The sequence below is a fragment of the Bacillus sp. MMSF_3353 genome (assembly GCF_030733445.1).
Classification (GTDB): domain Bacteria; phylum Bacillota; class Bacilli; order Bacillales; family Bacillaceae_G; genus Bacillus_A; species Bacillus_A wiedmannii.
Genome location: NZ_JASHJA010000002.1, coordinates 301,182 through 313,953, shown reverse-complemented (window position 1 = coordinate 313,953; position 12,772 = coordinate 301,182). Strand labels below are relative to the sequence as shown.

General features: G+C 36.4%; 16 protein-coding genes. 11 read left to right on the top strand and 5 right to left on the bottom strand.

Translation table 11 applies throughout. The features are described from left to right. Positions 1 to 2 precede the first annotated feature (2 nt). The 4 genes from RBB48_RS06860 to pgtP all read left to right on the top strand — a co-directional run bounded on the left by RBB48_RS06860 (position 3) and on the right by pgtP (position 4,667). The gene (locus tag RBB48_RS06860) at positions 3 to 1,433 is read left to right on the top strand and encodes a HAMP domain-containing sensor histidine kinase (protein WP_098082135.1); all 1,431 of its coding nucleotides are present in this window, start codon (positions 3 to 5) and stop codon (positions 1,431 to 1,433) included. Between the two features lie 66 nt (positions 1,434 to 1,499). Further along, positions 1,500 to 2,282 (top strand): DUF3919 family protein, encoded by a 783-nt coding sequence (locus RBB48_RS06855; RefSeq protein WP_088064840.1) that lies wholly within the window; start codon positions 1,500 to 1,502, stop codon positions 2,280 to 2,282. Further along, positions 2,279 to 3,313: an ABC transporter substrate-binding protein gene (locus RBB48_RS06850; RefSeq protein WP_215558977.1), complete on the top strand. Its 1,035-nt coding sequence runs from the start codon at positions 2,279 to 2,281 to the stop codon at positions 3,311 to 3,313. Before RBB48_RS06855 ends, RBB48_RS06850 begins: the two co-directional genes overlap by 4 nt. Before the next feature lie 19 nt (positions 3,314 to 3,332). Then, positions 3,333 to 4,667 carry an MFS transporter gene (gene pgtP / locus RBB48_RS06845; protein ID WP_046955541.1) on the top strand — a complete coding sequence of 445 codons (1,335 nt, stop codon included), beginning with the start codon at positions 3,333 to 3,335 and terminating at the stop codon, positions 4,665 to 4,667. 106 nt (positions 4,668 to 4,773) lie between these two features. On the opposite strand, the gene RBB48_RS06840 is transcribed toward pgtP, so the two are convergent. Together RBB48_RS06840 and RBB48_RS06835 are read right to left on the bottom strand one after the other, a co-directional pair. Further along, on the bottom strand, positions 4,774 to 5,286 hold the full coding sequence (locus tag RBB48_RS06840; protein WP_048560327.1) for a DUF3278 domain-containing protein: 513 nt from the start codon (positions 5,284 to 5,286) through the stop codon (positions 4,774 to 4,776). Beyond that, entirely contained in the window at positions 5,287 to 5,478 is a 192-nt protein-coding gene (locus RBB48_RS06835) for a helix-turn-helix transcriptional regulator (protein WP_306007478.1), read from the bottom strand. A 375-nt stretch (positions 5,479 to 5,853) separates the two neighbouring features. Between RBB48_RS06835 and RBB48_RS06830 the strand changes: the two genes are divergently transcribed. The 5 genes from RBB48_RS06830 (at position 5,854) to RBB48_RS06810 (ending at position 10,441) form a co-directional block, all read left to right on the top strand. Further along, positions 5,854 to 7,047 (top strand): efflux RND transporter periplasmic adaptor subunit, encoded by a 1,194-nt coding sequence (locus RBB48_RS06830; RefSeq protein WP_088064836.1) that lies wholly within the window; start codon positions 5,854 to 5,856, stop codon positions 7,045 to 7,047. After that, on the top strand, positions 7,044 to 7,724 hold the full coding sequence (locus tag RBB48_RS06825) for an ABC transporter ATP-binding protein (protein WP_000631628.1): 681 nt from the start codon (positions 7,044 to 7,046) through the stop codon (positions 7,722 to 7,724). Before RBB48_RS06830 ends, RBB48_RS06825 begins: the two co-directional genes overlap by 4 nt. Continuing rightward, positions 7,721 to 8,923, top strand: a complete 1,203-nt coding sequence (locus RBB48_RS06820) for an ABC transporter permease (protein WP_061679380.1) — start codon at positions 7,721 to 7,723, stop codon at positions 8,921 to 8,923. The genes RBB48_RS06825 and RBB48_RS06820 overlap by 4 nt, the downstream gene beginning before the upstream one ends. Before the next feature lie 127 nt (positions 8,924 to 9,050). Further along, entirely contained in the window at positions 9,051 to 9,752 is a 702-nt protein-coding gene (gene yknW / locus RBB48_RS06815) for a YknW family membrane protein (RefSeq protein WP_088064835.1), read from the top strand. 218 nt (positions 9,753 to 9,970) lie between these two features. Continuing rightward, on the top strand, positions 9,971 to 10,441 hold the full coding sequence (locus tag RBB48_RS06810) for a sigma-70 family RNA polymerase sigma factor (RefSeq protein WP_087985940.1): 471 nt from the start codon (positions 9,971 to 9,973) through the stop codon (positions 10,439 to 10,441). A 55-nt stretch (positions 10,442 to 10,496) separates the two neighbouring features. Here the strand turns inward: RBB48_RS06810 and RBB48_RS06805 are convergent, their stop codons facing one another. Further along, positions 10,497 to 11,003 carry a competence protein ComK gene (locus RBB48_RS06805; RefSeq protein ID WP_048542596.1) on the bottom strand — a complete coding sequence of 169 codons (507 nt, stop codon included), beginning with the start codon at positions 11,001 to 11,003 and terminating at the stop codon, positions 10,497 to 10,499. A 194-nt stretch (positions 11,004 to 11,197) separates the two neighbouring features. Here RBB48_RS06805 and RBB48_RS06800 point away from each other — a divergent pair, with 194 nt between their 5' ends. Further along, complete coding sequence (locus RBB48_RS06800) at positions 11,198 to 11,596, top strand: DUF4359 domain-containing protein (RefSeq protein WP_000731403.1); 399 nt, start codon at positions 11,198 to 11,200, stop codon at positions 11,594 to 11,596. A 19-nt stretch (positions 11,597 to 11,615) separates the two neighbouring features. Here RBB48_RS06800 and RBB48_RS06795 read toward each other — a convergent pair whose 3' ends face one another. Both RBB48_RS06795 and RBB48_RS06790 read right to left on the bottom strand, forming a co-directional pair. After that, a complete protein-coding gene (locus RBB48_RS06795) occupies positions 11,616 to 11,831 on the bottom strand; it encodes a DUF2922 domain-containing protein (RefSeq protein ID WP_001197599.1) in 216 nt (71 codons plus the stop codon). Between the two features lie 107 nt (positions 11,832 to 11,938). Continuing rightward, a complete protein-coding gene (locus RBB48_RS06790; protein ID WP_088064834.1) occupies positions 11,939 to 12,163 on the bottom strand; it encodes a DUF1659 domain-containing protein in 225 nt (74 codons plus the stop codon). A 110-nt stretch (positions 12,164 to 12,273) separates the two neighbouring features. Here RBB48_RS06790 and RBB48_RS06785 point away from each other — a divergent pair, with 110 nt between their 5' ends. Further along, on the top strand, positions 12,274 to 12,759 hold the full coding sequence (locus RBB48_RS06785) for a VanZ family protein (RefSeq protein ID WP_088064833.1): 486 nt from the start codon (positions 12,274 to 12,276) through the stop codon (positions 12,757 to 12,759). The last annotated feature ends 13 nt before the right edge of the window (positions 12,760 to 12,772 follow it).

Below are 12,772 nucleotides of genomic sequence, written 5' to 3'. Positions count from 1 at the left end.
GTATGTCTTTAAAAAGGAATATGGTGTTTGGAATAGTGGGACTGTTAATCCCGATTTTTGTTCTTTTGTACGCAGTTGTTTATATTACGTTAGAAAAGAATATGTATCATAACGCGGCAAATTCTTTAGAGAAATTAAGTGTAGAAGCACAAATTTATACGATGAATTATTTAGAGAAGGAAGCAGAGGTCGAGACGCTCGGCCCGAATTCACTTTTAATTGCTTCGTATTTAGCAAAGCGCATGGATGTACGTGTACAGATGATTGGGAAGAATGGAGATGTTGTTGCGGATACGCAAAAGGGAGCACTTCTTCACCGGAATATTGATATTGAGAGCTCTTTGAAGGGGAAGAAATCGTATGTTTTTGAAGAGGGAGACCCAGCTCCAATTCTTTTGTTTTCAAGCCCAGTTTATTATGGAAACGATGTCATCGGAAGTGTTCGTTTTATAAATGAGTTAACGGGTGAGAAGGAAGTTTTAACAAATGTTGGCTGGACGTTCTTAATGACGTCTCTTTGTCTAGTAGCTGCAGGTATTTTCTTTGCAATTCGTTTGGCGAAGTCTCTTCATAAGCCGATTGATCAGTTAAGACAAATGGCAAAGCGGCTTGCGAATGGTGATTATAAAAGTAAGATTGAGCTAAATGAATATGTGGAAATTGCTCAGCTTTCAGCATCTTTTAATGCGATGGCCGATGGAATTGAGCTGCATATTAAGCAATTGAAAGAGGAGAAAGAGAAGCAGAAAGATTTCTTAGACCGCATTACGCATGAGCTAAAAACACCGTTAACGGCGATTATTGGCTATGTGGATTTAATTCCGAAGTTAAAGGCGAAGGAAGATGTAAAGGAAAGCCTGCGATATGTGGCTGTAGAGAGTGAGCGTTTATTATCACTTGTAGAGGAATTGCTTAAGTCTTCAAAGTACGGGAAGAGTACGTTTGAAGTGTCACCTACAGTTGTGAATGTAAAGGAATTAGCAGAAGAAGCAGTTTCAATTGTGAAACCTCGTCTGCAGAAATTTGAGATTGAAGTGATAAATGAGTTAACAGATGTACATGTTGTTGCGGATTTCGATAAGACGAAACAGATTTTCTTAAACGTGCTGGATAATGCGATAAAATATAGCGATGCTACGCAAATTCGTATGAATGTAATTGTAAATGAACGTGAGGCAAAGATTTTTGTTCATGATGATGGCATTGGTATAGATGAAGGTGTGCTTGCAGAGTGGAATGAAGCACCAGAAGGGAAGGTACTGCCTTCTAGTTACGGGAATGGTTACGGTTTGTATATTTGTCAGGAGATTATGAATAAGCAGGGCGGAAGTATGCGAATTGAGAGTAGTGAAGAGATTGGTACTACAATATTTATTACATTTTTGCTTCCGAGACGGATGGAAGACATAAAAAACTTGAAAGCGGTTAAATGATACATTTATGAAACAATTATGCGGTATTTTCGAAACAACGTTTTTTTATCTTGGAGGTAGGCAGAAATGAAAAGGCTATCATTTCAAATTCTTATGTTTGTTCTTTGTATAATTGTTTCTCTTATTTTGTTTTATGTGATGGAGAAGCAAATATATAATCGAATCACAATAGTGAATGACAAACAAACTGTTTTACAAAGAGTGAATGAATCCCTGCCTACCGAAATGAAGGTTAGGCATGAAAAGTGGGGAGAAATTGTTATAACGGATGAAGTTCGTTTGCATACGATTGTTTCATTCTTTGACCGAATTCAAATAGAACCGAGAGAAGCTAAGAATCAAGAACAAGTATTTACTGGAGAAGTAACGTACTTGAATGGACATAAACGTACTTTTGCAGTAGGTGACTTGTTCCAGTACGGGGCTGATATGTACGGAAAGAATGGTACGGACCCAATGATTTCAGCATTTCAAACGTATTTGTTAAGCCTGTATTACACACCAGAACGTATTAGTGATTTTTTTGCGTCAGCGCAGGATGTCATAGTACGCCAAGGTGATGTAGAACGTGCGATGAATCTTACGCACATACTTGATTCGATTCGGTACGCAAAGCAAATTACAGATTACGGAGAAATACAGAAATTATTACAATCACAGAATGAACCGATTGCTTATATTACCGCTTATAAAACAGGGAAGCGTATAAAGAATGAGCGGGAAGACATTCTTACTATTTCTGTATATCCATCTTACTTTGTTGTGCAATATCTCGGCGATAATAACGGGAATGTTATGTATATGAAAAGCTCCCTCGCAAATGTATTTGTAAAGGAGAATGTGTCATGAGAAAGATAGCCTTTTTCTTCTTTTTGCTAGTAATTGGAGGAGCGATGTCTAGTTGCTCTCGAGATACAACCTCTATTAAATATAATAAAAATGGTCTCCCTATTTTGGATGATCGTCATCTTGTTGCGTATGTAGCAGCTCGTGAGGAAGTTGGTGAAGCTTTGCTGTCATCATTTTGTAAACCACGCGGCTGTACGTATGAATTTATTCGTCTTTCGACAGAAGAGCTTCTTCGGAGGGTAGAAGAGGAAGCTGGAAATCCGAAAGCGGATATTATTATTGGCGGTACGGTAGACGCGCATCAAATGATGAAGCAAAAAAATCTATCTATTCCTGTTACGAATCAGCATGCGAACCGTATTTCAAAAACTGTTAAAGATAAAGACGGTTATTGGTACGGTTATGAAGTGGAGAAGCTGGCAATTGCAATCAATAAAGAGCGGTGGAATGAAGAAATAGCATCGCTCGGACTTCCTTATCCATCAAGGTGGCAAGATTTATTAAATCCAGTATATAAGGGAAAGATTGTAATGCCAGATCCAAATGTCTCAGGAACAGCATATACGTTTTTTCAATCACTTATTGATACTTTAGGTGAAGTGGAAGCGAAGGAATATGTGAAGAACCTTGCAGGACAAGTTGGTGAAGTAACGGTGAATGGTTACATACCAGTGGAACTTGTTGCGAGCGGTGAGTATATGATAGGCATCAATTTCATGGGAGATCAGAGAATGCTTCAAAAACGAGGCTTTCCAATTGTAAGTATTGTACCTGAGCAAACAGGGTTATCTGTTAATGCGATTTCGAAACTAAAACGTGCACCGAATGGTATTATTGCGGATTTATTTATTGATTATTGTTTATCAGAAGAAGCGGGTCACATTTTAGAAAAGGTTTCGTTTGGCGTACCAACGATGTTTGCGAAGAACGAGAAAGAAATAGAAGGACAGCCGGTTAGAAGAACAAACCAAAATATATCAAATAGCGGAATAATCGAGATATGGAATAGACAGCGTCTCTCTCAGAAGTGAGAAAAGGAGACGGAAATATATGTTTAAATGGCTCAAGCCAGCACCTGCAATTGAAAGATTGCCAGCGGATATGATTGATCGAGTATACAAATTATTACGTATTCGTGTATTGATGGGAATTTCAGTTGGGTATGCTGCTTATTATTTAGTTCGTAGTAACTTTACGTTATCAAGTACGTATTTAGTACAAGAATATGGATTTAGTACAGCTGAAATTGGACTACTAGGTTCAATCATGGCAATTGTTTATGGATTTAGTAAGTTCTTTATGGGGAATTTGTCAGATAAAGCTTTCGCCCAGCGCTTTATCGCAGTCGGTTTATTCTTATCAGGGCTTGTAAATATTTGTTTCGGTTTTGCATCGTCATTTGGAATGATTGTTACATTACTTGTTCTAAACGGTATTGTACAAGGTATGGGAGCACCCCCTTGTAGTATCGTTATGACGAAATGGTTCTCGAAGAAAGAACGAGGTACGAAAACAGGTATTTGGAATATTTCACATAACGTTGGCGGAATGCTTGTGCCACCACTTGTCGGAATTGGTGTAGCTATTTTTGGTGAAAACCATTGGCAAGGCGGCGTGTTTATTTTCCCAGCGATTATCGCAATGGTAATCTCAGTTCTTGTTTGGATTAATGCGAAGGATACACCAGAATCAGAAGGTCTTCCTCCAATTGATGAGTATCGTAATGACTATGAAAATCTTGAAAAAGCAGATAATGCTAACAAGATGTCACCAAAAGAAATTTTAATGAAATATGTAGTGAAAAATAAATTTGTATGGTTCTTATGTATTGCAAATGCATTTGTTTATTTAATTCGTTTCGGTGTTATTAACTGGGTTCCACTTTATTTAACGACAGTTAAAGGCTTCTCAAAAAATGAAGCACACGCGGCGTACGCAATCTTTGAAGGTATGGCAATTCCAAGTTCATTAATCGTTGGTCTTTTAAGTGATAAATTATTTAAAGGAAAACGTATGCCATTATGCATCATTAGTATGGTCGGAGTTGTTATTGGTACGTTTGTATATTGGCAAGCAACTAGCATACTTGTTGTAAGTATTGCAGTTTCTATCATCGGTTGTTTAATTTATGTACCACAGTTCTTAATCGGTTTAAGTGCGATGGAATTAGTACCGAAATTTGCAGTAGGTACGACAGTTGGTATGTGTGGTCTGTTCGGTTATGTAGGCGGAAGTCTTGTAGCAAACGCAGCAATCGGTGTTATTGTTGATCGTTCTGGCTGGGACGGTTGCTTCATCTTACTATTAACAGGTGCAATTTTATCAACAATCTTCTTGTTCATCGTTCAACGTGGACATGAGGGGAAAAAAACTAAAGTAGCGTAATATTTTGTTTGAAAAGCTATCCAATTGTTATATTGGATAGCTTTTATATTAGCAAAAACAAAAAGTATGTAAAATTGCAGTTTTATGTGTAAGTGATTTTTGTTAATTAGTATAATTTTTTTAGGTTTAATAAACCAATCATGTACATAGTTACACCGAAAAATATACCGCCGCAACTCCAAAGCCCAACATCAAATAAAGAAATAGAGATTTCTTCTGAACCTACATAGGGAAGGATATAATTCATAAAAACAAACATTTGAAAGCCCCAAAGTACACCTGCTTTTAAGCCCGCTTTTCTTAATTTTTTCTTATGTTGCAAATACTCTTCTTTTGTTGCACATTCAGTCTCATTTAAACCTTTTTTCTTAAGCTTAAATGTTAAATAATTAGCATAAATCATATTAGATAGAAAAACTAATATAGTTCCTATAGATATTGTGTGGTTCATAGTATCAACAAGTAACATAATAAGCATTACCAACATATTTAACCACCATAAACCAATTCCAGCTACAGATAATTCTTTATTGATTTCTTGTTTTTGATATTCATCTCTTTCACTCATTGTTCCAACAAAATTATTATAAACTCTTTCTTTCCATTCAATTTTCATCATTTAATCTCCCTCCCAAAATAGACTGTTTAAATCTGTTTGTAGTGCTTTTGCTAATTCGATACATAAGGCTAAAGAGGGGTTATATTTATAATTTTCAATTAAGTTTATTGTCTGTCTCGCTACATTAACTTTTTTAGCTAATTCTAGCTGCGATAGACCTTCAGATTTTCGATATTGTTTAACGTTATTCAAATATAAACCTCCTATTAATAATTGTAGACCTCGTGCATCAGAAATGTCATATATATGTGACATTTTATAATTTGATAAATGAAATGTCAAATATATATGACAAAAATGATAATGGTGCAATTAGGAAAATAATTTTAATAATTTATCTTGGTAAGGAGTTGATTAATAAAGGATGGCTTTTCTTATATTAATATAATCTTTCCTTAAATCTATCTTAAAAGACAAGATGTCATATTTCTAATCATTGGAATTTTTGTTACAATATAAATGGATGTGTAAAACTTTGTAAAAAGAATGTAATAATATGTAATCTGTTTTCAGAAAGTTTTATACAATTCTTATATTAAACTATTAAGTTATAAAAGGAGAGAGAATATGGTACCAAATACGGTTCGTACTCCAAACAAGAAGAAGAAATGGATTATCATCGGGGTTATTGCACTAATTGTTATTGTAGCAGCAGTTAATATTTTTATTATGCAAGGTAAGAAGAAGGGGGCATCAACATCTGCTGATGCTGTGAGCTTTGAGAAGGTAACGGAGCGAAAGCTTAATAATACGAAGTTAATTTCTGGTCAGGTGAAACCAGGGAATATTGAAAGTTTCTATGCGGATCCGACTAAAGGAAAAGTGAAAGATATTGCAGTGAAAGAAGGACAAGAGGTAGAGAAAGGTACGAAGTTATTCTCTTATGATAATGAAGAGATTAACTTGCAAATGAAGCAAGCTGAGCTTGATCAGAAGATGGCAGATATGCGTTATGATCAAGGAAAGAAGAAAATTGATTCGTTGAAGAAAGAAATTAAGAAGGCAAAGGATAGCGGAGCTGGGAAAGAAGTAACAGATCCGATGGATGAGCAAGTAAGTGAGTTAGAGATGGCGCAAAAGACAACTGATCTAGAGAAAGAAAAAGGGAAGTTGCAAAAAGAAGAGTTAAGTAAAAAGCAGAAAGAGCTTACGATTTATAGTAATTTTACTGGTGTCGTTCAAAAGTTAGATAAAGATGCGGCGCAAAGTTCATCTCAAGCGTTAGGTGGTCAAGGGAAAGCATTTTTACAAGTGGCGTCTAAAGATCCATTCCAAGTTCAAGGGACGTTAACTGAGCTTCAGAAGTCACAAATTCAACCAGATCAAACATTTACTGTCACTGCGAAAGCAAATAGTAAGAAGAAGTGGACAGGTAAAATTACAGAGGTAAGTGAATTCCCAACGAGTGCAGAGATGGCTCAAGCTGGTGGTATGGGTGAAGCGACTCAAAATATGTCCCAATATACATATAAAGCAAGTCTTGATAGTCAAGATGGTTTATCTCCAGGTTATCACGTTTCTCTGCAAGTAAGTTTAGAGAATAAGACGATGATTGCTGTTCCAACTAAGAGCATTGTAGAAAAAGGCGATGATGCATTTGTTTATGTTGAGGAGAAAGGGAAGCTTCGTAAACAAAATGTGAAAAAAGGTTCTACTGATGGAGATTGGACAGAGATTGTTGAAGGCGCAAAAGTGGGGCAAAAGGTGGTTAAAAATCCTTCCGACGACGTGTATGACGGAATGGAAGTGAAAGAGAAATGATTACGTTAAATAATATTGCTAAAACGTATTATCAAGGAAAATTGGCAGTGCCGATTTTGCACGGTATTAGTTTAACGATTCAAAGCGGTGAGTTCGTTTCGATTATGGGACCGTCTGGTTCTGGTAAATCAACGCTTATGAATATTATCGGTTGTTTAGATCGTCCAACAGAAGGCGAATATATGCTGAATGATGTGAATATCTTAACAGCAGACGAGTCAAAGCTTGCTTTAATTCGTAATGAATATATTGGATTTGTGTTTCAGCACTTTAATTTGCTTCCGCGTCTTTCGGCAGTCGAAAATGTTGAACTTCCGCTCGTATACGGTGGTGTGAAGAAAGCAGAGCGTCGTCAAAGGGCTCTGGAAGCGCTTGGTAAAGTCGGTTTGTCAGATAGGGTTCATCATTTGCCGAATGAATTATCAGGTGGACAGAAGCAGCGTGTAGCGATTGCAAGGTCGATTGCGAATAATCCAACGTTCATTATGGCTGATGAGCCTACTGGTGCGCTTGATACGAAGTCTGGTGAGCAAGTTATGGATATTTTCACAAAGCTTAATGCAGAAGGTACAACGATTGTTATGGTTACGCATGAAGAGGAAGTAGCAGCGTATTCTTCCCGCCGCATTGTACTGCGAGACGGGAAAATTACAGAAGATAGAAGGTGTGCGGTATGAGTTTACTAGATAGTATAAAAATTGCCCTATCTTCTATTTTAGCTCATAAACTGCGTTCAGCTCTTACGATGCTCGGTATTATTATCGGTGTTGGTTCTATTATTACTGTCGTTGCAATTGGGCAAGGCGGGGAAGCGATGCTGAAGTCGAAATTCGCAGGTTCTGGTGGTAATAACCTTATGCCAATTCAATTTAAACCAGATATGAATGATGAGTTTGCTATAGGCGGATTTGAAATACCAAAGTTAACAGAAGAGGATATTATGGAAGTAAAACAAGTGAAAGATGTTTCACATGTTATTACGACAAATTCGACAACAGAGATATTGGATGTAAATGATAAAAAAGCGAATCTGAATGTTATTGGTCTTGATAATGAATATTTTGCGGTTAATAAAGTAAAGGTCGTAAAGGGACGTACTTTAGGTGAATCAGATATTTCTCATGCAAATAACGTTGTGATGATTAGTACAAAAACAGAAGAGACGTTATTTAAGGACGTAAACCCAGTTGGACAAATTATTGAGATGAAGGGGCAGCCAATGCAAATTATTGGTGTGTATACATCTGATAATGAGTTTATGGGATTTGAAATGGAAGAAGCGTTAATCCCCCTTACATTATGGCCTGTTTTATTCGGAACAGATGATATTCAAAATATCGCAATTCAAGCTAAAAATGTAGACGATTTAGAAGCAGCTGGGAAACAAGCTGTTGATGTGTTAAATAGTCGTAAGCCAAGTGAAATTCCAGGTAAATATGAACTGGTGAATTTAAAAGAATTACAAGAAAATGTTTCTAAAGTCACTAGCATCATGACGATGATCATTGGCGGTATTGCGGGTATTTCATTAGTCGTTGGTGGTATTGGTGTTATGAATATTATGCTCGTATCTGTAACGGAGCGTACGCGCGAAATTGGGATACGTAAAGCGCTTGGGGCAACGCGTAGTAAAATTTTATTACAATTTTTAATTGAAGCAGTCATGTTAACGCTTCTAGGTGGTTTGATTGGAATTGGCCTTGGATATGGCGGAGCATATATCGTTTCCACATTTGCGAAATGGCCACCACTCGTTTCATGGGAAGTTGTCGTTGGAGGCGTACTATTCTCTATGACACTTGGTATTATTTTCGGATTAATTCCAGCGAATAAAGCTGCGAAGTTAGATCCAATTGAAGCATTACGTTATGAATAAGTTAGTAGTGTAGTAGAGAGGGGCTCTCTACTACACATTACCGTTCTAGTGGGCGGTTCGTAGCCTCTATGTTGAGGAAGTGAACCGCCCGTTAGAACGGGTTATATAAATAGAAGGAGGCGTTATAATGGAAGCGAATTTGAATACGCAAAAAGCTGGCGGAGAGAAGCCATCATTGTTTGGAATGATGACTTCTCCTGGCTTACAGTTTGAGAGAATGAAGACGACTGAGAAAGTTTGGGGCATGTTCTTCATAGTGGCACTATTACAAGGACTTGTAGGTGGTTTAAATTCGTATATTACGTATACATCACCTGAGATGATTGAAATGCAAAAGAAATTAGGTGGTGCACTTGCAGAACAGGGCTCGCTTGTATCAAATGTAGTTTCTAGTACGATATGGGGAACAGTAGGTGTTATGATCGCAACATTCGTTGTTGCAGCTATTTATAAAGTGTTTATGATGTTTTACGGGAATGATACTTCTTATAAAAAAATAGTAATGATTATTGTATACGCGGATATTATTGTTATTATTGGTGGTCTCATTAATGGTATTATAGCTTTAATTTTAGGTGCTGCACCAACTGCGTATACAAGTTTAGGTCCGTTATTTGAGAAAGGCTCACTTGTATACGGAATCGGTAATTCAATCGAAGTGTTCTCTTTATGGAATTTAGTTTTAATTTGGTTAGGATTACAAGTTACAGCAGGATTAAGTAAAGTGAAAGCAGCTATTCCAATTATCATTTTATTCATTATTAAGGCAGTATTCTTAGCTGCGATTGTTGTATTGATGGCAAAGTTTTTACCTGGTTTACCGGTATAATATGATTGGACTAAAAGGTGACTCTCCCAAGAGTCACCTTTTTTATTTTTACCCTTATTTCAAATACGACCAGCAGAATTTCAAATTCTACTTCGTGTAATTTCAAATTTCGGCGGTAGTATTTGAAATTACTCACAGTGAAATCGCTTCTTTATTTTTATATTGTGGAGGTACCGGCGGAATAACAAAGAGGTATACCTTTTAGAAACAGGTACTGTGTGAAGCCAGCGACTTTTACAGAGACAGTTGTTTTGTATGAAGGAATGATTGTAAATCAAATAAAGAAGCTAGGTATTTATCAAGATCATGAAGAGTATTATCAATGTGGTTTAATTGGTCTTTGGCATGCTTATGAAAGATTTGATGCGGAGAAAGGAAGTTTTCCTGCATATGCAGTTGTAACGGTGCGTGGTTATATATTGGAAAGGTTGAAGAAAGAATCTGCCTTGCAAGAAAGGAATGTTTACGTAGGTGAATATGAGGAGATTTTTACGTTTGAAGATGCTGAAATAAGAGCAAAGGATTTTATGAGTGTATTAGATGAGAAGGAGAAGTATATTATTTTCGAACGTTTTTTTGTAGGGAAGACGATGGGGGAAATCGCTAGCGAGATGGAAATGACTTATTATCAAGTGAGGTGGGTGTATCGGCAAGCACTTGAGAAAATGCGAAATAGCTTAAGAGGATAAATAGGATTATAAGAATGGAAGGCAATGGATATTGCTTTCCATTCTACTTATTCTGTTAAGGTAGTAAATGTAATAAGAGGTTTTTAAATTGTAGTGAATCTTGCATGTTCATACGTGATAATACGTATCCAGCTTTTAATAATTGTTGTTTTAACTTATGGGGACTGATATGTATTGTTGTAGTAGTGCCATTTGAAAAATGAATGTTAGCTTTTTTACTCTTTTTGAAAAATTCTATGTCATCTATATGGTTATAAAATAGCCATATACAGTTTGGAGAAGAGGGAGATTCTGTCGGGAAAGCACAAATATATTCTCGATGATTAATTGGAATTGGGACATTTTGTTTAAATTTAAAGTTTGTTTGGACTGCATTACGTCTGCCTTGATAAGTAGAGTGAACATTGGTTAGACAAGATTGCTTGATGAGTTGGAGAGCAGTTTGACAGGAGTAAAGATGGTTCCCGCTACTGTCGATAATTTTGGTGCGATAATAAGGGTGCTTGTAAGGTTCCAGCATCATTGTAGAATTAGAAATAATAATATCATTTTCTTCATTCATAAATTTGATTCCTCCCTTATAAATAATAGTAATACCAAATATAATTATATACGAATTAAGTAAATTAATTATTAATATTCTGTTTCATATTGTAAATTTTGACTATTCGTTTACAATCAATAGATGTTAGTCTTTCTAATTTGCATCGCTTGTACATATATATGAAAATAGAAAAGAGTAGGCGGTGAGATAGTATGAAGAAAAAGTATATTATTATGGCTCTAGTTGTTGTTCTTCTAGTATATTTAGCAAATAGTAATCCGAGTAAAGGTGAATATACGGATTGGGCAGCGAAGCAGTTTATGAAACGTAATGATGTAAGTAAGAAGCTAGACGAAGTTCAAAAGGAAAATGAAGAAGGTCTCCTTGGCGATTTAGCATCGGCTGGTAAGAAGTTGGCGAAAAAATATGTTGAGCCACAAGTTGGATTATTAATCGAGAATTATACAAAGCGAAATGATTATATTTTCTTCTCAACATATACGACCGAGTTTGATATAGGCGGAGAACATTATAAATATGTATGCGTCGGTTTTTCAAAAATCTTTATTCCGATTGAAATGCCGAAGAAAAAAGACGAATCTGCAAAATGATGCAGATTCGTCTTTTTGTTTATAAGTTAATTGGAACTTCAGATACATTCTTTTCTACGAGACGGGCTCCTTTTTTTCGGGTATTTTCATTAATTGATGAAAATACAGATGAGGCAAGGATGGTATCCATTACTTGATTTACGACTTGTGCATCGACGGGTGTGATAGGTTTCTCGATAGAAAAAACAACTGTTTTTCCATCTTCTTTCGCAAAAATTAATTCTAGTACTTGCATATGTTATTTCCTCCTTTTTATTTATCCCGCTATATTGCGGGCAGGGTGATTGGTGTTGGTTCATACTTAGCGGGGGATGAACACCCCCCACTAAGTAAATTTTAACCTTATAGGGTAGAAAGATCTGATGTGCTAACAAGCTGTATAGCGTGAAGCGGCGATACTTGTAAAGAAGCAAGAGCACGTGCTACGTTTTGTACTTGCTCTAAGTTTGCGTTTGTTTTAACACGCTTAAATTGTTTTTGCTTAAAAGCTGTTTTTCCGTTCTTATCTAATCCACTGTTTAAGACAAGACGTAAAGTTAAGTCCGTTACGATTGTTCCGACTGCCATGTTTATCACCCCCTTTCACTTTATAAATAGGGTGCAAATGTCATGTTTTGGCGTGAAATTTATTCTTTTTTTTGGTACGCTTAAAAGACTAAGAGAGGGGCTTCGGAAGAGTGAAACGTAAATGGTTATTTTGGATTCCTGTTTTACTATGGATGGGGTTGATTTTCTATTCCTCGGCACAACCATATAAAAAGCAGGATATGCGCTCGGATATTGAACAATATGTAAATGTTGAGTTTGTGAAAGAGCATTTCTCGTGGGTATCTATCGATTATGGCGGTGGTACACCTGTTAGCATTGCAAATAAAGGTGTAGGCGGATTTATTGAGTTTTTCCTTCGTAAAGGTGCGCATTTTATGGTGTTCTTTATGCTCGGTTCATTGACGTATTACGCTTTTCATCGATTAGGTTATTCGAGAAAAAGGTGTTTTATATACGCTCTTCTTTTCGTTGCGGGATATGCAACATTTGATGAAATTCATCAATGGACTACGGGAGATCGTACACCGATGTGGCAAGATTCATTACTGGATACATGCGGCGGATTAACAGGAATTATAATAAGCAATTGGTTTTGGAATAGAAAAAGGAGCTAATCTTTTGAGATTA

Excerpts from the sequence above, each read along its gene's own strand:
- RBB48_RS06860 (WP_098082135.1), top strand. The coding sequence starts at position 3 with ATGTCTTTAAAAAGGAATATGGTGTTTGGAATAGTGGGACTGTTAATC.
- RBB48_RS06855 (WP_088064840.1), top strand. The coding sequence starts at position 1,500 with ATGAAAAGGCTATCATTTCAAATTCTTATGTTTGTTCTTTGTATAATT.
- RBB48_RS06850 (WP_215558977.1), top strand. The coding sequence starts at position 2,279 with ATGAGAAAGATAGCCTTTTTCTTCTTTTTGCTAGTAATTGGAGGAGCG.
- pgtP (WP_046955541.1), top strand. The coding sequence starts at position 3,333 with ATGTTTAAATGGCTCAAGCCAGCACCTGCAATTGAAAGATTGCCAGCG.
- RBB48_RS06840 (WP_048560327.1), bottom strand. The coding sequence starts at position 5,286 with ATGATGAAAATTGAATGGAAAGAAAGAGTTTATAATAATTTTGTTGGA.
- RBB48_RS06830 (WP_088064836.1), top strand. The coding sequence starts at position 5,854 with ATGGTACCAAATACGGTTCGTACTCCAAACAAGAAGAAGAAATGGATT.
- RBB48_RS06825 (WP_000631628.1), top strand. The coding sequence starts at position 7,044 with ATGATTACGTTAAATAATATTGCTAAAACGTATTATCAAGGAAAATTG.
- RBB48_RS06820 (WP_061679380.1), top strand. The coding sequence starts at position 7,721 with ATGAGTTTACTAGATAGTATAAAAATTGCCCTATCTTCTATTTTAGCT.
- yknW (WP_088064835.1), top strand. The coding sequence starts at position 9,051 with ATGGAAGCGAATTTGAATACGCAAAAAGCTGGCGGAGAGAAGCCATCA.
- RBB48_RS06805 (WP_048542596.1), bottom strand. The coding sequence starts at position 11,003 with ATGAATGAAGAAAATGATATTATTATTTCTAATTCTACAATGATGCTG.
- RBB48_RS06800 (WP_000731403.1), top strand. The coding sequence starts at position 11,198 with ATGAAGAAAAAGTATATTATTATGGCTCTAGTTGTTGTTCTTCTAGTA.
- RBB48_RS06795 (WP_001197599.1), bottom strand. The coding sequence starts at position 11,831 with ATGCAAGTACTAGAATTAATTTTTGCGAAAGAAGATGGAAAAACAGTT.
- RBB48_RS06790 (WP_088064834.1), bottom strand. The coding sequence starts at position 12,163 with ATGGCAGTCGGAACAATCGTAACGGACTTAACTTTACGTCTTGTCTTA.